The sequence below is a fragment of the Dankookia sp. GCM10030260 genome, from assembly GCF_042666655.1.
Lineage (GTDB): Bacteria > Pseudomonadota > Alphaproteobacteria > Acetobacterales > Acetobacteraceae > Paracraurococcus.
This window is the reverse complement of sequence record NZ_JBHTDE010000003.1, coordinates 374,312-394,399: the sequence shown is the minus strand read 5'-3', so window position 1 is coordinate 394,399 and position 20,088 is coordinate 374,312. Positions and strand designations below refer to the sequence as shown.

Here is a 20,088-nt window from a genome sequence, read left to right as displayed (position 1 = left end):
GCGTGAACTACCGCCACGCCTTCCACGCCGGCAATTTCGCCGACTGCATGAAGCACGCGCTGCTGGTCTGGCTGTTGCGTGCGCTGGCGGCGAAGGAGAAGCCCTTCCGGGTGCTGGACACCCATGCCGGCATCGGCCGCTACGACCTGGGCACGGCTTCCGAGGCCGAGCGGACCGGCGAATGGCGACGCGGCATCGGCCGGTTGCTGGGCGTCGAGGATGGGCCGCTCGCCGACTATGTCGCCCTGGTCCGCGCCGCCGGGGCGCCCGAATACTATCCCGGCTCCCCCGCGCTGGTCGCCAGCCTGCTGCGGCCGCAGGACCACCTGCTGGCCTGCGAGCTGCACCCCGACGACCACGCCACCCTGCGCGCCGCCTTCCGCCGCGACGCCCAGGTCTCGGTGCATCACCGCGACGGCTGGGAGGCGCTGAAGGCACTAACCCCCTTCCCGGAGAAGCGCGGCCTGGTCCTGGTGGACCCGCCCTTCGAGCAGGAGGGCGAGTTCGAGCGGCTGGCCCAGGGCATCGCGCTGGTCTCCCACCGCTTCCGCGGCGCCATCCAGGCCTGCTGGTATCCGCTCAAGCACCGCGCCCCGGTGCGCGCCTTCCACACCGCGCTGCAGGATGCCGGGCTGCGCGACCTGGTCGCGGCCGAGATCTGGCTGCGCGAGCCGACCGACCCGCAGCGGCTGAACGGCTGCGGCTTGCTGGTCGCCAACCCGCCCTGGAAATTCGAGGCCGAGGGCGGCGCCATCCTGGCCGCGCTGCTGGACAAGCTGGGCGATGACGAGCCCGGCCAGGGCTGGGCGATGACCCGGGTGGCGGCGGAATAGATGGCGCGCATCGCCGTCCTCGGCGCCGGCGCCTGGGGCACCGCGCTGGCCCTGCAAGCGGTGCGGGCCGGGTCGCAGGCGTGCCTCTGGGCGCGCGATCCGGCACGGGTGGCGGCGATGGCTGCGGCCGGGGAGAATGCGCGCTACCTGCCCGGGGTGGCGCTACCGGCGGGACTGGCGCTGACCCATGACCTCGCGGTGGCGCTGCACGGCGCCGAGGCGGCGATCCTGGCGGTGCCGGTGCAGCACCTTCGCGCCTTCCTGGCCGGCCTGCCGGGAGACGCGCCGCCGCTGGTCGTCGTCGCCAAGGGGGTCGAGCGCGACACGCTCCGCCTGCCGCTGGAGATCGTCGAGGCGCTGCGGCCCGGCCTGCCGGCCGCCGTGCTGTCGGGCCCCAATTTCGCGCATGAGGTGGCCGCCGGCCTGCCCGCCGCGGCCGTGATCGCCAGCCGCGACACCGGGTTGCGAGAGCAGGTCGGCGACCTGCTGGCGACGCCGGCCTTCCGGCTCTACGGCTCGGACGACCCGGTCGGCGTGCAGGTGGGCGGGGCGGCGAAGAACGTCATCGCCATCGCCGCCGGCGCGGTGATCGGCGCGGGGCTCGGGGAGAATGCCCGGGCGGCGCTGGTGACCCGTGGGGTGGCGGAATTGGCGCGGCTGGCAGTGGCACTCGGCGGACGGCCGGAGACGGCGGCCGGCCTGTCCGGCCTTGGCGACCTGCTGCTGACGGCGAGCGGCCCGGCGAGCCGCAACACCTCGCTTGGCCTGGCGCTGGGCCGCGGGCGGTGCCTGGCCGAGGTTCTGGCGGAGCGCGTCGGCGTCACCGAAGGCGTGGCGACGGCTCCCGCCCTGGTGGCACGCGCCGCGGTGGCCGGGGTGGAACTGCCGATCTGCCACGCAGTGGCCGACCTGCTGGCCGGCGAGGTGACCGTGGCCGAGGCGATGGGTCGGCTGCTGGCCCGGCCCCGGCGGGACGAGTAGTCCGGCCCCGCTACGCCGCCTGCTGCAGGGTCGGCGCCACGTCCGCCACCGTCGTTCGATGCAGGTCGCGCACCTGGGTCGCGTCGTAGCGCCGGGCGCGGTGCATGGTGACGCGGTTGTCCCACATCACCAGGTCATGCGGCTGCCAGACATGGGCATGGACGAATTCGCGCTGCGTCGCATGCTCGGTCAGGTCGCGCAGCAGGGCGCGCGCCTCGGGCACCGGCCAGCCCTGGATGGCGCCGGCATGTGCCGAGAGGAACAGGGAGAGCCGCCCGGTCCGCGGATGCCGGCGCACCAGGCGCTGCGGCACCGGCTGCCACTTCGCCAATTCGTCAGCGGTGAATTCGGTGAAGCCCAGCACGCCGCGGCTGAAGATCTGGCTGTGCTCGGTGACCAGGTCACGGATTTCGGCCTGCATCGCGGGGGTCAAGCCATCCCAGGCGGCGCGCATGTCGGCGAATTCGGTGTTGCCGTCGCGGCCGGGCAGGACCCGGGCCGAAAGCAGGGAGAATTTCGCCGGGGTTGGCTTGAAGCTGCTGTCGCTGTGCCAGAGCATGTTGCCCAGGGAGAACAGCCGCTTGCGGTCGTCCCGCGCCATGACGCTGCCGTCCTGGTGCAGGTTGGAGATGTCGTTCACTTCCATCGAGAGGCGTCGCGCCTGGCCCTGGACGATATCGCCGGTGGCCAATTCCAGCGGGCCGAAATGCCGGCTGAAGGCGATCTGCTGCGCATCGTCGATATCCTGGCCGCGGAAGACGAGAACACCGTAGCGGTCCATGCCGTCCTCGATCGCCGCGGCTTCGGCCGGGGAGACGCCGGCGCGGATATCGACGCCCGAGACCTCGCCGACGAAATCCGGGCGGGCGGGATTGGCGGGGCGGATGGAAAGGGTCATGGTCCGGGTTCCTCGTCGCGGGGTCTCTGCCCCTTTTGGCGGCGTCGAGCTTAGCGCCGGTCCGGCCGGAGTGCCATGCGCGGCTCAATGTGCCGGCGGCTCCGGCAGCAGGCCCGGCAGCAGGTCGTCCGGCCGCGCCGCCTCCCGCCGCGCCTTCGCCGCCGCCGCGCCCTTGGCCACCACTTGGCGCAGCCGCATCAGCTCGTCGACGATGCGGTCCATGGTCTGCCAGAGCGGTTCCTCGCCCTGGCGTTCCGCCATGACGAAGCGATGCGCCGCGAGGGTGATGTTCAGCGTGCCGCGGGTGGATTCCGGCCGCGGGCTGCGCATCTGCACCAGCGCCTTCTCGACCTCCTCGATCGGGACGCCGAACGCCCGGGCGATCTCCTCCGGTGCGGCGCCCTGGCGGCGCAGCGCGCGGGCCTTGGCGGCCTCCTTCGGCGCCAGCGCGATATCCGGTCGCAGCGCCTGCGTCCGCCGCGACATCTCGCCCGAGCCGCTGCCCGGCGGCTTGCCCTTGAACGGCATCGCGGTCCCTCTCGCTTCGCCTGATGGGTGAAGCGGAAAGACGCGCAATGGTTCCCTACTCCGCCGCCTGCTTACCCGCCTGCGCGCCCGCGCGCCGCACCCGCAGCCGGCGGATGCGCCGGGGGTCGGCCTCCATCACCCGGAATTCCAGGCCGGAAGAATGCGACACCAGCTCGCCCTTGGCCGGCACCCGGCCGGCAAGGGTGAAGACCAGCCCGCCCATGGTATCGATATCGGCGGCGCGTTCCTCGTCGGTCAGCACCGCGCCGCCCAGCTGCGCCTCGAAAGCCTCGACCGGCATGCGGGCGTCGAGCTCGATCGTGCCGTCCGGCTTCTCCACCATCTGCGGCGGGCCGTCCTCGTCGTGCTCGTCGGAGATATCGCCGGTGATGGTCTCGACCAGGTCCTCGATCGTCACCAGCCCATCGATGCCGCCATATTCGTCGACTACCAGCGCCATGTGGATGCGCGCGGTGCGCATCTGCAGCAGCAGGTCGAGCACCGGCACGGAGGGCACCGTGAACAGCGGCTTCCGCATGATCGCCTTGAGGTCGAAAGGCGTCTCGCGCCCGACCGCGGCGAAGACATCCTTGATGTGGACCATGCCGACGATCTCATCGAGCTGGCCGCGATAGACCGGGTAGCGGCTATGCCCATCCCGCTGAATCAGGCCGATCGCCTGTTCCAGGGTGAAATCCTCCGGCATCGCCATGATGTCGGCGCGCGGCACCATCACATCGTCGGCGGTCTTGTCCCGCAGCTTGAGGACATTGCCCAGCACCGTGCGTTCCTGCAGGCTGAACTCGTCCGGATGGCCGCGGCCATTGCTGTCGCGCGGGAGCACCTCGTGCTCCTCGATCAGCTCTTCCATGCGGTCGCGGACGCTTTCGGCCTCGCGCCGCCGCAGCAGCCCCTGCAGCCGCCAGAGGATGCCCTGGCGCTGTTCGCGCGCCTCGCCGTTCGACATGCTCATGCCGGCACCCCTCGCCAGGGGTTGGGCAGCCGCATGCGGTGCATGGCACGTGCCTCGGCGCGCTCCATCCGGCGTGCTTCGCCGGCGTCCAAGTGGTCATGCCCGATCAGGTGCAGGGTGCCGTGCGCGACCAGATGGGCAAAATGCGCCTCCGGCCGCTTGCCGGCCGCCCGCGCCTCCCGCCGCACCACGCCAAGGGCAAGCGCGATATCGCCCAGGTGGTCGCCCAGGCCGGGGAAGCTCAGCACGTTGGTCGGCTTGTCCTTGCCGCGATGCTCGCCGTTCAGGCGCTTCAGCGCACGGTCGTCGGCCAGCAGGACGCTGACGCTGCCGGCCTCGCCGCTCTCGCGCAGCGCCGCCGCCACGGCACGCCGGGCCAGGGCTTCGGCCCGCGGCACCAGGCGGCGCCAGGCCGGTTCGGCCATGACGACCTCGACCACCAATTCGGGGGGGTCGACGTCGTCCTCGTCCATGATCCCGGCAAAGGCGGGGGATGGCTCCCCCGCATCGCCGGGCGGTCTACTTCCCGGTTCCATCCTGATCCTTCTTCCCCCGACGCCCCTGCTGCTCCCCAGAATAGGTCTCCCTACGCTGTTCCGCAGCCTGGAGGTCGGCCCGCCCGTAGGCCGAGACGATCTTCGCCACCAGGGGATGGCGCACCACGTCCCGTTCGTCGAAGCGGGCCACCCCGATGCCCTGCACCCCGTCCAGGATGCGCAGCGCCTCGGTCAGCCCGCTCTGCTGACCGCTCGGCAGATCGACCTGGGTCGGATCGCCGGTGATCACCATCCGTGTCCCCTCGCCCATCCGGGTAAGGAACATCTTCATCTGCGCCGCCGTGGTGTTCTGCGCCTCGTCCAGGATGGCGAAGCAATGGGCCAGCGTCCGTCCGCGCATGAAGGCTAGCGGCGCGATCTCGATCTCGCCTGACGTAATCCGACGGGCAACCTGTTCCGCCGGCAGCATGTCATGCAGCGCGTCATAAAGCGGCCGCAGGTAGGGGTCCACCTTTTCCTTCATGTCGCCAGGCAGGAAGCCAAGCCGTTCGCCGGCTTCGACCGCCGGCCGTGACAGCACGATGCGGTCGACCCGGCCGGCCTGCAGCAGCGCGACGCCCTGGGCCACGGCCAGATAGGTCTTGCCGGTGCCGGCCGGGCCGACGCCGAACACCATCTCCTGGCGCGACAGCAGGTCGATATAGGCCGCCTGGGCCGGGCTGCGCGGGGCGATCGCCGCCTTGCGGGTGCGGATCTCCGGCACATCCTGCAGCGGCAGGCGCGGGTCGTTCTCCGCCTCGCCTTCCGCCATGCGCAGCGCCGCCTCCACATCCGCCGTGGTCACGCCCTGGCCCTTTTCCAGCCGCCGCCAGAGCGAGCGCAGCGCCGCTTCCGCCACCTCGGTCCGCGCCGAGGCCCCCGCGAGGGTCAACCGGTTGCCGCGGGAGCCAAGCTTTATCCCCAGCCGCTGCTCGATCCGCGCCAGATGGCGGTCGTGTTCCCCGTACAGCAGGGGAAGCAGGGCATTGTCGTCGAACTGCAGGGTGACGGTCCGCTGTTCGGGGAGGGAGGGGATGGGGCGCGTGATGGCGCGCCCCTCCCCGGGCCTGAGGGCGATGGCGGCGGGGTTCAAGCGGGCGCGGGCTCCTCTGCGGGCTGGACATTATGGGCGCCGCTCCCGGCCGCCAGCAGGCCGGAGAGCGAATTGGGAAGCGCCGCCAGCACGGTGACCGGGGCTTCCCTGCCGACAAGGGAAAGCGGGCCGGTGAGGTGCAGGGGCTGCAGCCAAGGGGTGCGGCCGGCGACCTGGCCGGCATGGCGGCCGGGGCCGGTGAACAGCACGGGGAAGGTCATGCCGACGCGGGAGCGGTTGAACGCGTCCTGCTGGTCCCTGAGCAGCGCCTGGAGCGCCTGCAACCGTGCATCCTTCTCCGCCTCCGGCACCTGATGTGGCGCGCCGGCGGCCGGTGTTCCAGGGCGGGACGAGTATTTGAAACTGTAGGCCTGGGCGAAACCCACCCGGCGGACCAGCGCCATGGTCTGCTCGAACTCGGCGGCGGTCTCGCCCGGGTGGCCGGCGATGAAGTCGGAGGAGAAGGCGAGGTCCGGCCGGGCCTCGCGCAGCCGGTCGACCACGCGAAGGAAGTCGGCCGCGGTGTGGCCGCGGTTCATCGCCGCCAGCACCCGGTCGCTGCCGCTTTGCACCGGCAGGTGCAGGAAGGGCATCAGCTGCGGCAGGTCGCGGTGGGCAGCGACCAGATCATCGTCCACATCGCGTGGATGGCTGGTGGTGTAGCGCAGCCGGAGCAGGCCGGGGATCTCGGCCAGCGCCCGCAGCAGCCGGCCGAGGCCCCAGGACCGGCCATCCGGCCCCTCGCCATGGTAGGCGTTGACGTTCTGGCCGAGCAGCGAGACCTCCCGCGCCCCCGACGCCACCAGCCGCCGCGCCTCGGCCAGCACGCCGGCGGCGGGGCGGGAGAATTCGGCGCCGCGGGTATAGGGCACCACGCAGAAGGAGCAGAATTTGTCGCAGCCCTCCTGCACCGTCAGGAAGGCGGTCACCCCCTGCGGCGCGGCGGCGTCCGGCAGGTGGTCGAATTTGTCCTCCGCCGGGAATTCGCACTCGATGACGGCGCCGGCGGCACGGCTGGCGCGGGCCACCATCTCGGGCAGCTTGTGGTAGGTCTGCGGGCCGAGCACGATGTCCACCCAAGGCGCGCGGGCGGTGATCTCCTTACCCTCGGCCTGGGCGACGCAACCGGCGACGGCCAGCACCATCTCCCCGCCCGCGGCGCGCTTCAGCGCCTTGGCCTCGCGCAGCCGGCCAAGCTCCGAGAAGAGCTTCTCGGTCGCCTTCTCGCGGATGTGGCAGGTGTTGAGGATGACCATGTCGGCGCCGTCCGGCGTCTCGGCCGGGGCATAGCCGATCGGCGCCAGGACATCGGCCATGCGGGCGCTGTCATAGACATTCATCTGGCAGCCCCAGGTCCGGATGAAGAGCCGCTTCCGGGGGGGCGTGCTGGTCGTGGTCATGCCGGTGGAACACTCCGCCACCCCGGCCGCGAAGGGGTGCCGGGGACAGCGGGGCAGATGCGCAGGGCGCGGCCCGGGGTCAAGCGCCCACTCGTCAAGCGCCCGTCGGGGCCGGCGGCGGCCGGCAGAAGGTTGCGAATCGTCTCACCATCAAAGCGTCCGCCATCGCCGGCCTGCCGGTCAAGCAACGCTTTGCGGCAGGCGGGGCGCCAGCGGCACCGCCGGACGGTTCCGCCGCAGCTGCTCGGCGCCCTCGCGGACGATCCGCTGCGCCTCGACGGCCAGGGCCTTGCGGTTGGGCAGACGGTCGGAGGCGAAGGGCTCGTGCAGCACCACCGTCACCCGGGCGCCGCTGCGTCGGGCGAGCCGCCAGAAATGGCTGGCGATCTCCATGTCGCCGTACCAGGCGAACAGCGGCCGGTCGCGCCGGCAGGCCGGTAGCCCGCCGAGCCGGTCATAGACCACCGAGACCGGCTGGATCCAGCGCGCGCCATCGGCGATGGCGAAGAACGAGGTCCGGAAGGGCAGCTCCCGCGTGCCGTCGTTGCTGGTGCCCTCAGGGAAGAGGATCAGGCTGTCGCCGGCGGCCATCCGGCCGCGCATCGCCGTGGCCTCCTGCCCCGTGGTGCCGCGGCTGCGGCTGACGAAGACGGTGCGGCCGAGCCGGGCGAGCGTGCGGATCACCGGCCAGGTGCCGACCTCGGCCTTGGCGACGAAGGCGGCATCCAGCACCCCGCCGAGGACCGGGATGTCGAGCCAGGAGGAATGGTTGGAGACGAACAGCACCGGCCGGTCGCGGCAGGGGGTGCCGACCACCTGCACGCGCAGCCCGATCAGCCAGGCGGCGACGCGGTGGTAGAAGACCGGGAAGCGGGACTTGGCATGCCCCGGCAGCAGCATCAGCACCGCCTGCACGGGGATGCAGAGCAAGGTCCAGAGCAGCATCGTGACCAGCCGCCGCGTCGCGCGGAAGCGGCCGCCGAGCGGACGTTCGGTAAAGACCTCGAACAACCGGCCGCCGGGCAGGCCCTGGCCGAAGCGGATGGGCTTGCGCCGGCGCAGGCGGCGCGGCTTCAGGGCGTCGATCGGGGCGCGGACCACAGCTTCCATGGTCAACCGCGATACCGTGCGGCCGGCGACGCGGCAATGACGCTGCCGTGACGGGCACGTGACAAACCACCCCGAACTCAGCCCGCGGCGTCGAGCGCCCGAAGGACGATCCCCTCGGTCAGGACCTGCGGCAGCAGGGCCGGCCCGCCGCCGCCGGCCGGATAGACCAGGTACAGCGGCACGCCCTCCCGCCCATGTTCCCGCAGCAGGGCGCCGATGGCGGCGTCGCCGTTGGTCCAGTCGCCCTTCAGGTAGGCGAGGTTGCGGCCGGCAAAGGCGGCCTGGACCGGGGCGGATCTGAGGACCAGCTGCTCGTTCACCTTGCAGGTGATGCACCAGGCGGCGGTCATGTTGACGAAGACCGGGCGGCCTTCGGCCTGCAGGGCGGCGACCCGGGCGGCGGACCAGGGCTCGGCGCCGGCTTCGCCGGCGGCGGCGGGCGGCGCGGTCGCCAGCGCCGGCAGCAGCGCCAGGGCGGCGACCACGGCGATGCCGGCCAGCGCCCGGCCGGCCAGGCGCCCGCCTCCGGCGCTGCGCTGCGCCAGCCCCAGGGCCCAGCCGGCGAAGCCGAGCAGCACCGCGCCGGCCAGCACCAGCAGCAGCCCGTCCGGCCCGGCCTGCTGCGCCAGCACCCAGGCCAGCCAGGCAGACGCGGCGTACATCGGGAAAGCGAGGCCCTGGCGCAGCCATTCCATCCACGCACCCGGCCGCGGCAGGCGCTGCGCCAGGCCGGGGAACAGCCCCAGCAGCGCATAGGGCGCGGCCAGGCCGAAGCCGAGCGCGGCGAAGACCGCCAGCGTCGAAGGCGCCGGCAGGGCCAGCGCGGTGCCGACGGCGGCCGCCATGAAGGGCGCGGTGCAGGGCGTCGCCACCAGCACCGCCAGCCCGCCGGTGGCGAAGCTGCCGAGATGCCCGCCCCGCCCGGCCAGCGCCCCGCCCGCCCCGGCGGGACCGGCGATGGCATAGACCCCCGACAGGTTCAGCCCGACCGCGAACATCAGCCAGGCCAGCGCCGCGACGAAGGCCGGGGCGGTGAACTGGAAACCCCAGCCGGCGGCGATGCCGGCCCCGCGCAGGGCGATCAGCAGCCCGGCCAGGGCCAGGAAGGTCGCCATCACCCCCAGGGTGTAGCTGCCGGCATGGGCCCGGACCTCGGCCCGGGCGGCACCGGACAGCCGGGCCAGCGCCATCGCCTTCATCGCCAGGATCGGGAAGACGCAGGGCATCAGGTTGAGGATCAGCCCGCCGAGGAAGGCCGAGAGCAGCGCCTGCCAGAGCGGCAGCGCCTCGGCGCCGCTGTCCGGCACGCCGCCGACCGCGGCGGCGACGCCGTAGGCCGAGCGCACCCCGGCCGCATCGGTCAGGGCGACCACGCCGGTCAGGGTGGCAGGCGTCGCGGCGCCCTCCGGCCGGGTCAGCCCCAGGGTCAGGCGGCCATCCTGCAGCGCCAGGGGCTGCGGTGCGGCATTGTCCAGCAGTCCGCCCTCGGTCGGGAAGAAGACGGCGCCGCGGACGGTGGCGGGCGACAGCCCCTCGCCTTCCAGCACCAGGCTGCCGCGCGTCCCGGCCAGCGCCGCGCGTGCCGCCCAGGGGGAGGGCCGCGGCGCGGCGGCTTCCGCCGTGGTGAAGAGCGGGGCGAGGCCGGCATCGAGCCGACCATTGGCGGCGACCGGCAGGTCGAGGCGGAAGCGCCCCTCCTCCGGGATGCAGATCTCGGCGCAGACCAGCCAGCTGGCCTCGGCCTCGATCACCAGCCGGTCGCCGGCGGCGAGGCCGCCCGGCGCCGCCATGCGGAAGGGTAGCAGCACCTCGCCCTCGTAGCCGAAGCTGACCAGCGGTCCGGTCGGAATGCGGCTGGGGGTCGGCCAGCGGATCGGGCTGCCCTCGGCATCGGCCGGCACCAGGATCGTCACCTCCGGCGGGGCGCCGGCATCGCCGGGATTGATCCAGTAGGTATGCCAGCCGGGGGCGAGGCGGAGGCGGAGGCCGAGCTCGAGCGCCTCCCCCGGCGCCACCGCGGCGGCGGCGGCGACCAGCGTGGCGGTGGCCCGCGGCGAGCGGATGGCCGCGCTCTCCCCGCCCCAGGCGCGGGGAGGCAGCAGGACCAGCAGGGCAAGGAGGAGAAGTCGGGCCATGGCGCAGCCATAGAACGGAACGCCCCACGGCCAAAGCAAGCGGCACGCGGCGGTGACCCGGAGCGAATTCATGGCCTGCGGCGTTTCCGCGCGGCGGCGATCCGGTCTAGGAGCAGCCCGCCATGCAGGAACCCCACGCCATGCCATTGTTCACCGTCGAGGTCGCCGGCCGGCCCGTGCTCGTTTTCTCCGAGGCGAGCCGCGAGTCCGCGCAGGATATCCTGGTCAGCCTGATCGGGCCGGACCTGCAGGAATTCGAATCCGACGGCGTGGCCGTCTGGGACGGCGAGGCGCCGCTGGCGGTGCGCGAGGCCGACCCGGTCGAGACCACCCGCTGGGAGCAGGGCCTGATCGAGGCGAAGGAGGACAGCGCCGGCGACGAGGACGGTCCGGGCGACGGCGACGACTTCGCGGTCTTCCTGATCGATCTCGACGAGGAGGGCGAGGAGGAGGACGGCGAGGAGGCCTGAGGCCGCCCCGTCTGTAGGAGCCGGGCGGCGGCCATCCTATAAGCCGTCCGATGCTCCCCGACCTCCCGATCATCGAGGCGCTGCCGGCGCTGACCGCGGCGCTGCGCGCCGGCCCCAACGCCCTGCTCATCGCCCCGCCGGGAGCCGGCAAGACCACGCTGGTCCCGCTGGTGCTGAAGGACGAGCCCTGGGCGGCGGGGCGGAAGATCCTGGTGCTGGAACCCCGCCGGGTGGCGGCACGCGCCGCGGCGCGGCGGATGGCCGAGCTGATCGGCGAGTCCGCGCCCGGCCAGACCATCGGCCTCGCCACGCGGCTCGACCGCGCCGTCTCGGCCGCCACCCGGGTGGAGGTGGTGACCGAGGGGCTGCTGGTGCGGCGGCTGCAATCCGACCCCGGGCTCGACGGCGTCGCCGCGGTGCTGTTCGACGAGGCGCATGAGCGCAACCTCGACACCGACCTCGCCCTCGCCTTGTGCCTCGACCTGCAGCGGGCGCTGCGGCCGGAGCTGCGGCTGCTGGCGATGTCGGCGACGCTGGATGGCGGCGCCTTCGCGGGGTTGATGGAGGCGCCCACCATCGAGAGCCTGGGCCGCGCCTGGCCGGTCACGGTCGAGCACCGGCCGCGCGACTTCCAGGACCCGCGCGACCTGCCGGAAGCCATGGCCGGCGCCATCCGCGCCGCGCTGAAGGCACACCCGGGCGACATCCTCGCCTTCCTGCCCGGCTGGGGCGAGATCCGCCGCACCGCCGAGCGGCTGGGCGGGATCGAGGCCGATATCCGCCCGCTGCATGGCGAGATGCCGCCCGCCGAGCAGGACCTGGCGCTGAATCCCGGCGAAAGGCGGAAGGTGGTGCTGGCGACCTCGATCGCCGAGACCTCGTTGACCGTCCCCGGCGTTCGCATCGTGGTCGATGGCGGCTTCCGCCGGGCGCCGCGGCTCGATCCCGCCACCGGCCTGTCCCGGCTGGTCACCGTGCGCATCAGCAAGGCCGCCGCCGAGCAGCGCGCCGGCCGCGCCGGCCGCACCGCGCCCGGCCTCGCCATCCGGCTGTGGTCGGAGGCATTGCATCGCGGCCTGGCGCCGCAGGACCGGCCGGCGATCCTGGAGGAGGAGTTGTCGGGCCTGGCGCTGGACCTCGCCGCCTGGGGGGCGGAGCCGGCCGCGCTCGCCTGGCTCGACCCGCCGCCGGCCGGGGCCATGGCAGCGGCGCGCGCGCTGCTGGCGGAGCTGGACGCGCTGGACCCGGCCGGCCGGGTGACGGCCATCGGCCGCCGGATGGCGCGCCTCGGCACCCATCCGCGGCTGGCGCGGATGCTGGCCGCGGCCGAGACCGAGGGGGAGAAGGCGATGGCCGCCGACCTCGCCGCGCTGCTGGAGGAACGCGACCCGATCAGAGGCCGGGAGGCCCCGGCCGATATCGGCCTGCGGCTCGACCTGCTGCATGGCGGCGACCACCCGAATGCCGACCGCCCGGCGATCCAGCGCATCCGCCGCGCCGCGGCGCTGCACCGGCGGCGGCTGGGCGTGCACGGCAGCGTCTACCCCGAGGGCGATCCCGGCGCCCTGCTGGCGGCCGGCTTCCCCGACCGGATCGCCGCCATGCGCGGCGTCATGGCCGGCGCCTTCCGGCTGGCGAGCGGCCAGGGCGCCCGGCTGGCCACCACCGACAAGCTGGCCAAGTCGCCGCTGCTGGCAGTGGCCGACCTGGAATTGCAGGGCACCGAGGCCCGCATCCGCATGGCCGCGCCGATCGACCGCGCGGCGCTGGAGGCCCGCTTCCCCGACCGTTTCGTGCGGGAGGAGGGTGCCGCCTTCGATGTCCGCGCCGGCGCGGTGCAGGCCCGCCGGCGGCTCCGCTTCGGCCCGCTGGTGCTGGAGGAGGCGACGATCCCGCATGCCGACCCGGCCGCGGTCGCGGCGGCCCTGGCGACCGCGGTGGCGGAACGGTCCCTGCGCGACCTGCCCTGGGGCGAGGGCGCCCGGCAGGTCCAGGCCCGGATCGGCTGGATGCGGCAGGCCGAGGGCGAGGCCTGGCCGGATCTGTCGGACGCGGCGCTGGTCGCCACCGTGCAGGACTGGCTGGCGCCGCACCTGCACGGCAAGACCAAGCTGACGGAGCTCGCCGCGCTGAACCTGCCAGACATCCTGCTGCAAGGGCTGCCCTGGGACCGCCGCCAGCGCCTCGACGCTGCCCTGCCCCCCCGCCTGCCGCTGCCGATGGGCCGCAGCGCTGCCATCGACTATGCGCGGGAGGTGCCGACGCTGGAGGCAAGGGCGCAGCACCTGTACGGGCTATCGGGGCTGCCGAAGCTGGCGGAAGGCCGCGTGCCGCTGCAGGTCGCGCTGCTCTCGCCGGCCGGGCGGCCGATCGCGCTGACCGGCGACCTGGCGGGGTTCTGGAAGGCCGGCTGGCTGGATGCGCGGAAGGACATGCGCGGGCGCTATCCGAAGCACAACTGGCCGGAGGACCCGGTGAGCGCGCAGGCTGATGCGCCGAAGCCGGGCAGGTAGACAAGGTCGGGGAGAAGGTATTCTCCCCGAACCCCTCATCTATTTCTGTGTGTCCGTATTCGCCGCGCGGCGGGTGCCACCCCACGGAAATGGAGGGGGAGCCAGAAAGGATACTTCCTCCCTGGCCTCGCTGTCTCCCCTACCGCCGCAGCTCCATCTGGATGGGCCCTTCCCGCTCGCCATTGGCGAACTGGTCCACCAGCGCATTCCCGGTATGGCCCAGCGCGCCCGCCGGCCCGCTCCAGACGATCCGCCCCTTGTGCAGCATCGCCGCGGTGTCGCCGATGCGCCGGGCGCTGGCCATGTCGTGGGTGATCGACACCGCCGTCGCGCCCAGCCGCTTCACGCAATCGACGATCAGCCCGTCGATCACCGCGCCCATGATGGGGTCGAGCCCGGTGGTGGGCTCGTCGAAGAAGATGATGTCCGGCTGGGCGGCGATGGCGCGGGCCAGCGCCACGCGCTTCTGCATGCCGCCCGAAAGTTCGGCAGGCGACAGGTCGCCGACCGAGCCGGCGAGGCCGACCTGGGCCAGCACCTCGGCCGCCTTGTCGCGCGCCTTGGCCCGGGTGATGCGCTTCTGCGCCAGCAGCTTGAAGCAGACGTTCTCCCAGACGGGGAGGCTGTCGAACAGGGCGCCGTTCTGGAACAGCATGCCGATGCGGTCGCCCAATTCCTCGCGCTCCCGCCGCCCCATGCGCAGCACGTCACGGCCGTCGATCTCGATCGTGCCCTCGTCCGGCTCGATCAGCCCGAGCACGCTCTTGATCGTCACCGACTTGCCGCTGCCGGAGCCGCCGAGGATCACCAGCGAATGCCCCGCCGCCACGTCGACATCGACGCCGTCCAGCACCTGCTTCGGCCCGAAGGCCTTGCGCACGCCGCGCATGCGGATCTTCGGCACGCCGGGCGGGGCGGCCGCAGGGGACAGGATCGCGTGGTCGGTCATGTCCCTCATTGCGCGAAGAAGATCTCGGTCAGGACATAGTCCAGCGCCAGGATGAGGATGGAGGAGGCGACCACCGCCTTGGTCGTCGCCCCGCCGACGCCCTGCGCCCCGCCCTTCGAATTGTAGCCGCACCAGGTGCCCATCAGGGCGATGACGAAACCGAAGACCGCCGCCTTCACCAGGCCGGATATCACGTCCTCCGCCACCAGGTAGTCGAAGGTGGATTTCATGTAGGCGGCCGAGACGAAGCCGAGCTTCTGGGTGCCGATCAGCCAGCCGCCCATCACGCCGAGCACATCGGCCACCAGCACCAGCAGCGGCATGGCGATGACCGCGGCCAGGAGGCGCGGCGCCACCAGATATTTCATCGGGTTGGTGGACAGCGTGGTCAGCGCGTCGATCTGGTCAGTGACGCGCATGGTGCCGATCTCGGCCGCGAAGCTGGCGCCAATGCGGCCGGCCACCATCAGCGCCGCCAGCACCGGGCCGAGTTCGCGGACCAGCGAGATGACGACGACGCTGGCGATCGCCGATTGCGCGTTGAAGCGGGCAAAGCCTGTATAGCTTTGCAAGGCGAGCACCATGCCGGTGAAAACCGCGGTCAGCGCCACCACGGGCAGCGAGAACCAGGCGATCTCGACGAAGGCGCGCCAGAACAGCCGGCCGTAGAAGGGCGGCCGCAGCAGGTGGCTGACGGCCTCCAGCGTGAACAGGCCCAGGTTGCCGACGGCATGGCAGGCGGCGATGACCGCGCGGCCGAGCGCCGCGAGCGGGTCGAGCAGGATCGCTCCCATCAGGCGGCGCGATAGTCGCGGCGGTAGCGGGCGCCGAGCGAGGTGAGGACTTCGTAGCCGATGGTGCCGGCCGCAGCGGCGACCTCGTCCGGCGTGTTGCCGGGGCCGATCAATTGCACCGTATCACCGGGCACGGGTTCGGGCACGTCGGTCACGTCGAAGGTGATGAGATCCATGGATACCCGGCCGACCAGGGGCACGGGCCGGCCGGCGATCCTGCCGACGGCCTGCCCCGAGAGGGAGCGAAGGTAGCCATCGGCATAGCCCGCGGCAACGGTGGCTATCCGGGAGGGCCGCGGCGCGGTCCAGGTGGCGCCGTAGCCCACCGGGGTGCCGGCCGGAACGTCCCGTACCTGCAGCACCGGCGCCTCCAGCGTCACCACCTGCCGCATCGGGTTCGGCGCCGCCGGCGTGGGGTTGATGCCGTACAGCGCGCAGCCAGGCCGGGCCAGGTCGGAGCCGAAATCCGCGCCGAGGAACATGCCGGAAGAATTGGCCAGGCTCGCCGGCGCCTTGGGCAGGCGGGCACGGATGGCGGCGAAGCGGCTGGCCTGCTGGGCGTTCAGGGGATTCTCCGGGTCGTCGCCACAGGCGAGATGGGTCATCAGGTAGCGCAGGTCGATCCCGGCCAGGGAAGCCGGGTCGGCGGCAAGCGCGGCGACCTCGGCCGGAGCCAAGCCGAGCCGGGCCATGCCCGTATCCACGTGCAGCAAGGCAGGAAGTTGCCTCCCCGCCGTGCGAGCCGCCGCGGTCCAGGCGGCAACGTCGCCGGGGCCGTTCAGCACCGCCAGCAGGCCGGCCGTCCCGTCGGACCCAGGGGCGAAGCCGTTCAGGACCGCGACCATCGGCCCGGGACCGAGCGCGGCGCGGAGCGCCATGCCCTCCGCCAGATGGGCGACGAAGAAGTGCCGGCAGCCGGCAGCCAGCAGCGTACGCGCGACCGGGGCGGCGCCGAGCCCGTAGCCATCCGCCTTGACCACGCCGGCGACGGCGCCAGGCGCGGCGCGGTCCCGCAGCAGCCGCCAGTTGTCGGCCACGGCGCCGAGATCGACGGTCAGCACCGCCTGCATCGCCTCACCCCGGGTCATTGTGCAGCACGGCATGGACTGCCCTGATAGCCGCGGCAAGCCCCGGATTGAACGCGCCGGGCACCGCAACTCTCGACCCAGCCCGACGTTACCCCGCTTGCTGGCACAATCGTGACCCTTCTTACCGCAGGGCAACAATCCACATTATTGGATATCTGCCCTCCCCAGGGACGCTGCCGGCAGCTCATGTCAACACATCAAGGACGTCGATCATGGCTGAAGGCACCAAGCGGCAGGACCATGGCAATGGCGCCGCCGAGACGATGCGCCGCGGCACCCAGGCCACGGCCGAGATTGCCGGCCGCGCCGGCAAGGCGGCCGTCGAGGCCGTGCAGAGGGGCGACGCAGCCCTCGAAGCGGCGGCGCGCCAGGCCGGCAGCGCGATGCGGCAGGGTGCCGAGGTGACGGCCGCCGCCCCCGAAATGGTGCAGCGGCCCGCGGCGGAGATCGCCCGCCGGGCGGAGGCGATGGAGGCCGGCAGTCGGCAACTCGCCCAAGGGACGGCCGAGGCGGCGGCCCAGGGCGTGTCGCAAGGCGCCGAGGCGATGCGGCGTGCGATGTCCGTTCCGATGTCCGGCATGGGCGAACTGCCGCAGGCCTTCGCCGGGATGTTCAACGACATGGTCCGCGCCAATATGCAGATCGGCCAGGAGATGATGCGCCTGGCCAACCCGGCCGCGCTGTTCGCGCTGCAGCAGAAGATGCTGCGCGACTACCTGGACATGGTGATGGGCGGCGCCAAGGCAGCCGAGACAGGCCGGCAGGACCGTTGAGCTTGCGTCCCACGGTCGACAGATTTTCGTGCACCGCGGCGGAACGCGTTGCAGTGCAGCATGTTCTTTCCCGGCGTGCGGCCAGACACCGCTGCGGGCCTGAAGACCTCGCCATTTCCAGCGACAGACAGATGATGGACCGCCGCGGCTGACCGCCCGGCGGAGGGAGGATTGCATGGCCGAGCCCGACCGTACTGGACGACTTGTCGAAGAGAAGGTCGTCCCGGTCATCGAGGAAACGGCGGTGGTCTACAAGGAGCGCGTCGTCACCGACCGGGTACGGTTGCACAAGCGCGTCCGGACGACGCAGGACATGCTGGACATCCCGGTCCAGACCGAAACGCTCGAGGTCGAGCGCGTGGCCGTCGGCCGCTGGATCGAGGCGCCGGCCGCCATCCGCCAGGAGGGCGACACCACCGTCTATCCGGTGGTGGAGGAAGTGCTCGTCGTCGAAAAGCGCCTCCGCCTGGTGGAAGAGGTGCGGGTGACCCGACGACGGGAAACCCGGCAGGTCCGGGAAGCGGTGTCGCTGCGCCACGAGGAGCTTTTCGTCGAGCGTGTCGCCGCGCCGGAGCACGACCCCGCGTCATAAGGCGCCGGGGACCGACTGCATTCAATGAACAGGAAAATTGCATGATGGAATCCGTGATCGGATTGCTGGCCGACCGCGAGTCGGCGCAACGCGTCCGCATCGCCCTGGTCGAGGCCGGCTGCGACCAGTCAGCGGTGGTGATCTTCGAGCGCGACGCCGGCCAGGCGCTGGCCGGAGAACTGGTGGAGCGCGGCCTCGAGCAGGCCCGCGCCGAGCTCTATACCAAGGCGGTGCTGCAGGGCGGCGTGCTGGTGGCCGCCGAGGCCGCGACGGCCGAGCGGGCGCTGGCGGTGATGAACCGCTTCGCGCTGACCTCGCCGGAGGACCTGCTGGGCCGGGCGGGCGAGACGGTGGAGCGCGCCCAGTCGGTCGAGGAGGAGTTGCATGTCGGCAAGCAGGCGATGGCCGGCGGCAAGCGCTTGGTGACCAGCGTCACGGAGCGCGAGGTCGAGAAGCCGGTGACCCTGCACGAGGAGACGATCGAAGTGGAGCGCCGCCGCGAGGACCACGCCCTCCGCCCGGAGGAAGCCGCGCGGGCCTTCCGTGAGGAGACGGTCGAGCTGACCGCGACCAGCGAGCGGCCCGTCGTCTCGAAGGAGGCCCGGGTGACCGGCGAGGTGGCGCTGCGCAAGCGGAGCGTCGAGCGGCGCGAGGTGGTGCGCGACACGGTCCGCCGGCAGGACGTGGACGTCGAGACCATCGTCGAAGTTCCGAAGGTCAGTCCCGAGCGCTGAGGAAAGGTTGGGGAGGGAAAAGTATTCCCTCCCCGAACCCCACCCTTCCTTCTTGTGGGTTGGCGCCCGCCGTGCGGCCGGTGCAAACCCACAGAAATAGATGAGGGGTCCGGGGAGAATACATTCTCCCCGGCCTTGCCTGTTCTACCGATCCTCAGTGCGGGTCGTGCACCACGTCGAGGTCGCCGAAGCGGGTGAACTCGCTTTCGAAGAACAGCTTCACCGTGCCGGTCGGCCCGTGCCGCTGCTTGGAGATGATCAGCTCCGCCTTGTTGTGCGCCATTTCCATGTCGGCCTGCCATTTGGTCATGGCATCCTCGAACTTGCCGCCGTTGTCGAAGCCCATTTCCTTCGGGGCGCGCTGCGCCAGGTAGTATTCGTCACGGTAGACGAACATGACCATGTCGGCGTCCTGCTCGATCGACCCGGATTCGCGCAGGTCCGACAGCTGCGGCCGCTTGTCCTCCCGCTGCTCCACCGCGCGGGAGAGCTGCGACAGCGCGATCACCGGCACCGAAAGCTCCTTGGCGATGGCTTTCAACCCTTGGGTGATCATCGAGATCTCCAGCACCCGGGATTCCGGCCGCGTCCCCGCCGCCGGGCGCATCAGCTGCAGGTAGTCCACCACCACCAGTTCCAGCCCGCGAGTCCGCTTCAGCCGCCGGCACCGTGTCCGCAGCGCCGAGATGGTGATCGCGGGAGTGTCGTCGATCACCAGCGGCAAAGCGGACAGCTCCCGGCTCACTTCCACGAAGCGGTCGAAGTCGCGCTGCGAGATGTCACCGCGGCGGATCTTGTCGCCGGAGATCCGGGCGGCTTCCGACAGCAGGCGGGTGGCCAACTGGTCGGCGCTCATCTCGAGCGAGAAGATCGCCACCGTGCCGCGCGGCTGCACGCCCGGGCCCTTGTCCTGCGCCTCCCGCATCAGCGACTGGGCGGCGCCGAAGGCGATCTTGGTGGCCAGCGCGGTCTTCCCCATGGCCGGGCGGCCGGCGATGATCATCAGGTCCGACCCATGCATGCCGCCGGTCTTGGCATCCAGGTCGCGCAGGCCCGACGGCAGGCCGGAGACGCCGCCGGGGGTGGAGAAGGCCTTGGCTGCCAGCTCCACCGCATCGGTCAGCGCGCGCTCGAAGGTCACGAACCCGCCTTCCGAGCCGCCATCCTTGGCCAGGTCGAACAGCCGCTGCTCGGCGGCCTCCAGCTGCTCCTTGGCCGAAAGCTCGGCCTCGGCGCCAAAGGCGCGGTTGACCACCTCCTCCCCCACATCGACCAGCTGGCGGCGCAGCCAGCAATCGTGGACGAGGCGACCATACTCCCCGGCATTGATGATGCCGACCATGGCGGTGAGCAGCTGGGCCAGGTAGGCCGGGCCGCCCACCTCGTCCAGCACGCCGGAATGCTCGAATTCCGGGCGCAGGGTGACGACGTCGGCCAGTTGCCCAGCCTCGATCCGGCGCTGTATGGCGCGGAAGATGCGGCCATGGGCGGCTTCGGCGAAATGCTCGGGCGCGAGGAATTCCGAAACCCGCTCATAGGCCTTGTTGTTGGCCAGCAGCGCCCCGAGCAGCGCCTGTTCCGCCTGGTAGTTGTGCGGCGGCGTGCGCTGCGACAGGCCGAGCAGCCCGTCGATGCCCGCAAGGGGCGATGCCTGGTCGATGGTGTTCATGCTCCCACCCTAGCGCGGA

Annotated in this window: 19 protein-coding genes; 7 read left to right on the top strand and 12 right to left on the bottom strand. The window is 72.1% G+C overall.

Annotation, left to right across the window (positions count from 1 at the left end):
- Positions 1-2 precede the first annotated feature (2 nt).
- Entirely contained in the window at positions 3-833 is an 831-nt protein-coding gene (locus ACFQS7_RS13370) for a 23S rRNA (adenine(2030)-N(6))-methyltransferase RlmJ (protein WP_380067575.1), read from the top strand.
- Complete coding sequence (locus ACFQS7_RS13365) at positions 834-1,814, top strand: NAD(P)H-dependent glycerol-3-phosphate dehydrogenase (protein WP_380067574.1); 981 nt, start codon at positions 834-836, stop codon at positions 1,812-1,814. It begins immediately after the preceding gene.
- Between the two features lie 10 nt (positions 1,815-1,824).
- Here the strand turns inward: ACFQS7_RS13365 and ACFQS7_RS13360 are convergent, their stop codons facing one another.
- From ACFQS7_RS13360 to ACFQS7_RS13325, 8 genes are all read right to left on the bottom strand, one after another.
- Positions 1,825-2,712 carry a TauD/TfdA dioxygenase family protein gene (locus ACFQS7_RS13360; RefSeq protein WP_380067573.1) on the bottom strand — a complete coding sequence of 296 codons (888 nt, stop codon included), beginning with the start codon at positions 2,710-2,712 and terminating at the stop codon, positions 1,825-1,827.
- A gap of 84 nt (positions 2,713-2,796) precedes the next feature.
- Entirely contained in the window at positions 2,797-3,240 is a 444-nt protein-coding gene (locus ACFQS7_RS13355; protein ID WP_380067572.1) for a hypothetical protein, read from the bottom strand.
- Positions 3,241-3,295: 55 nt separating this feature from the next.
- The gene (locus tag ACFQS7_RS13350) at positions 3,296-4,213 is read right to left on the bottom strand and encodes a hemolysin family protein (RefSeq protein ID WP_380067571.1); all 918 of its coding nucleotides are present in this window, start codon (positions 4,211-4,213) and stop codon (positions 3,296-3,298) included.
- Entirely contained in the window at positions 4,210-4,686 is a 477-nt protein-coding gene (gene ybeY / locus ACFQS7_RS13345) for an rRNA maturation RNase YbeY (protein WP_380067570.1), read from the bottom strand. Before ybeY ends, ACFQS7_RS13350 begins: the two co-directional genes overlap by 4 nt.
- 46 nt (positions 4,687-4,732) lie before the next feature.
- Positions 4,733-5,797 (bottom strand): PhoH family protein, encoded by a 1,065-nt coding sequence (locus ACFQS7_RS13340; RefSeq protein ID WP_380068017.1) that lies wholly within the window; start codon positions 5,795-5,797, stop codon positions 4,733-4,735.
- Between the two features lie 41 nt (positions 5,798-5,838).
- Positions 5,839-7,242 (bottom strand): tRNA (N6-isopentenyl adenosine(37)-C2)-methylthiotransferase MiaB, encoded by a 1,404-nt coding sequence (miaB, locus tag ACFQS7_RS13335; RefSeq protein ID WP_380067569.1) that lies wholly within the window; start codon positions 7,240-7,242, stop codon positions 5,839-5,841.
- Between the two features lie 180 nt (positions 7,243-7,422).
- Positions 7,423-8,352, bottom strand: coding sequence for a lysophospholipid acyltransferase family protein (locus tag ACFQS7_RS13330; RefSeq protein ID WP_380067568.1), 930 nt, complete (start codon positions 8,350-8,352; stop codon positions 7,423-7,425).
- Between the two features lie 77 nt (positions 8,353-8,429).
- Positions 8,430-10,487, bottom strand: coding sequence for a protein-disulfide reductase DsbD family protein (locus tag ACFQS7_RS13325; protein WP_380067567.1), 2,058 nt, complete (start codon positions 10,485-10,487; stop codon positions 8,430-8,432).
- A gap of 122 nt (positions 10,488-10,609) precedes the next feature.
- On the opposite strand from ACFQS7_RS13325, the gene ACFQS7_RS13320 reads away from it, so the two are divergent.
- On the top strand, positions 10,610-10,957 hold the full coding sequence (locus ACFQS7_RS13320) for a hypothetical protein (protein WP_380067566.1): 348 nt from the start codon (positions 10,610-10,612) through the stop codon (positions 10,955-10,957).
- Between the two features lie 50 nt (positions 10,958-11,007).
- Positions 11,008-13,470, top strand: a complete 2,463-nt coding sequence (gene hrpB / locus ACFQS7_RS13315; RefSeq protein ID WP_380067565.1) for an ATP-dependent helicase HrpB — start codon at positions 11,008-11,010, stop codon at positions 13,468-13,470.
- Between the two features lie 139 nt (positions 13,471-13,609).
- On the opposite strand, the gene ACFQS7_RS13310 is transcribed toward hrpB, so the two are convergent.
- Genes ACFQS7_RS13310 through alr form a run of 3 tightly spaced genes read right to left on the bottom strand, consistent with a single transcriptional unit; the run spans position 13,610 to position 16,301 of the window.
- Positions 13,610-14,419, bottom strand: coding sequence for an ABC transporter ATP-binding protein (locus tag ACFQS7_RS13310; RefSeq protein ID WP_380067564.1), 810 nt, complete (start codon positions 14,417-14,419; stop codon positions 13,610-13,612).
- 5 nt (positions 14,420-14,424) lie between these two features.
- The gene (locus ACFQS7_RS13305; protein WP_380067563.1) at positions 14,425-15,213 is read right to left on the bottom strand and encodes an MlaE family ABC transporter permease; all 789 of its coding nucleotides are present in this window, start codon (positions 15,211-15,213) and stop codon (positions 14,425-14,427) included.
- Positions 15,213-16,301 (bottom strand): alanine racemase, encoded by a 1,089-nt coding sequence (alr, locus tag ACFQS7_RS13300; protein WP_380067562.1) that lies wholly within the window; start codon positions 16,299-16,301, stop codon positions 15,213-15,215. Before alr ends, ACFQS7_RS13305 begins: the two co-directional genes overlap by 1 nt.
- Before the next feature lie 212 nt (positions 16,302-16,513).
- Here alr and ACFQS7_RS13295 point away from each other — a divergent pair, with 212 nt between their 5' ends.
- From ACFQS7_RS13295 to ACFQS7_RS13285, 3 genes are all read left to right on the top strand, one after another.
- Positions 16,514-17,074 carry a hypothetical protein gene (locus tag ACFQS7_RS13295; protein WP_380067561.1) on the top strand — a complete coding sequence of 187 codons (561 nt, stop codon included), beginning with the start codon at positions 16,514-16,516 and terminating at the stop codon, positions 17,072-17,074.
- 175 nt (positions 17,075-17,249) lie between these two features.
- Positions 17,250-17,666, top strand: coding sequence for a DUF2382 domain-containing protein (locus ACFQS7_RS13290; protein WP_380067560.1), 417 nt, complete (start codon positions 17,250-17,252; stop codon positions 17,664-17,666).
- Between the two features lie 41 nt (positions 17,667-17,707).
- Positions 17,708-18,400, top strand: coding sequence for a YsnF/AvaK domain-containing protein (locus ACFQS7_RS13285; RefSeq protein WP_380067559.1), 693 nt, complete (start codon positions 17,708-17,710; stop codon positions 18,398-18,400).
- A gap of 154 nt (positions 18,401-18,554) precedes the next feature.
- Here ACFQS7_RS13285 and ACFQS7_RS13280 read toward each other — a convergent pair whose 3' ends face one another.
- On the bottom strand, positions 18,555-20,069 hold the full coding sequence (locus ACFQS7_RS13280) for a replicative DNA helicase (protein WP_380067558.1): 1,515 nt from the start codon (positions 20,067-20,069) through the stop codon (positions 18,555-18,557).
- Between the last annotated feature and the right edge of the window lie 19 nt (positions 20,070-20,088).

Excerpts from the sequence above, each read along its gene's own strand:
- ACFQS7_RS13365 (WP_380067574.1), top strand. The coding sequence starts at position 834 with ATGGCGCGCATCGCCGTCCTCGGCGCCGGCGCCTGGGGCACCGCGCTG.
- ACFQS7_RS13360 (WP_380067573.1), bottom strand. The coding sequence starts at position 2,712 with ATGACCCTTTCCATCCGCCCCGCCAATCCCGCCCGCCCGGATTTCGTC.
- ACFQS7_RS13355 (WP_380067572.1), bottom strand. The coding sequence starts at position 3,240 with ATGCCGTTCAAGGGCAAGCCGCCGGGCAGCGGCTCGGGCGAGATGTCG.
- ACFQS7_RS13350 (WP_380067571.1), bottom strand. The coding sequence starts at position 4,213 with ATGAGCATGTCGAACGGCGAGGCGCGCGAACAGCGCCAGGGCATCCTC.
- ybeY (WP_380067570.1), bottom strand. The coding sequence starts at position 4,686 with ATGGACGAGGACGACGTCGACCCCCCCGAATTGGTGGTCGAGGTCGTC.
- miaB (WP_380067569.1), bottom strand. The coding sequence starts at position 7,242 with ATGACCACGACCAGCACGCCCCCCCGGAAGCGGCTCTTCATCCGGACC.
- ACFQS7_RS13330 (WP_380067568.1), bottom strand. The coding sequence starts at position 8,352 with ATGGAAGCTGTGGTCCGCGCCCCGATCGACGCCCTGAAGCCGCGCCGC.
- ACFQS7_RS13325 (WP_380067567.1), bottom strand. The coding sequence starts at position 10,487 with ATGGCCCGACTTCTCCTCCTTGCCCTGCTGGTCCTGCTGCCTCCCCGC.
- ACFQS7_RS13320 (WP_380067566.1), top strand. The coding sequence starts at position 10,610 with ATGCAGGAACCCCACGCCATGCCATTGTTCACCGTCGAGGTCGCCGGC.
- hrpB (WP_380067565.1), top strand. The coding sequence starts at position 11,008 with ATGCTCCCCGACCTCCCGATCATCGAGGCGCTGCCGGCGCTGACCGCG.
- ACFQS7_RS13310 (WP_380067564.1), bottom strand. The coding sequence starts at position 14,419 with ATGACCGACCACGCGATCCTGTCCCCTGCGGCCGCCCCGCCCGGCGTG.
- ACFQS7_RS13305 (WP_380067563.1), bottom strand. The coding sequence starts at position 15,213 with ATGGGAGCGATCCTGCTCGACCCGCTCGCGGCGCTCGGCCGCGCGGTC.
- alr (WP_380067562.1), bottom strand. The coding sequence starts at position 16,301 with ATGACCCGGGGTGAGGCGATGCAGGCGGTGCTGACCGTCGATCTCGGC.
- ACFQS7_RS13295 (WP_380067561.1), top strand. The coding sequence starts at position 16,514 with ATGGCTGAAGGCACCAAGCGGCAGGACCATGGCAATGGCGCCGCCGAG.
- ACFQS7_RS13290 (WP_380067560.1), top strand. The coding sequence starts at position 17,250 with ATGGCCGAGCCCGACCGTACTGGACGACTTGTCGAAGAGAAGGTCGTC.
- ACFQS7_RS13285 (WP_380067559.1), top strand. The coding sequence starts at position 17,708 with ATGATGGAATCCGTGATCGGATTGCTGGCCGACCGCGAGTCGGCGCAA.
- ACFQS7_RS13280 (WP_380067558.1), bottom strand. The coding sequence starts at position 20,069 with ATGAACACCATCGACCAGGCATCGCCCCTTGCGGGCATCGACGGGCTG.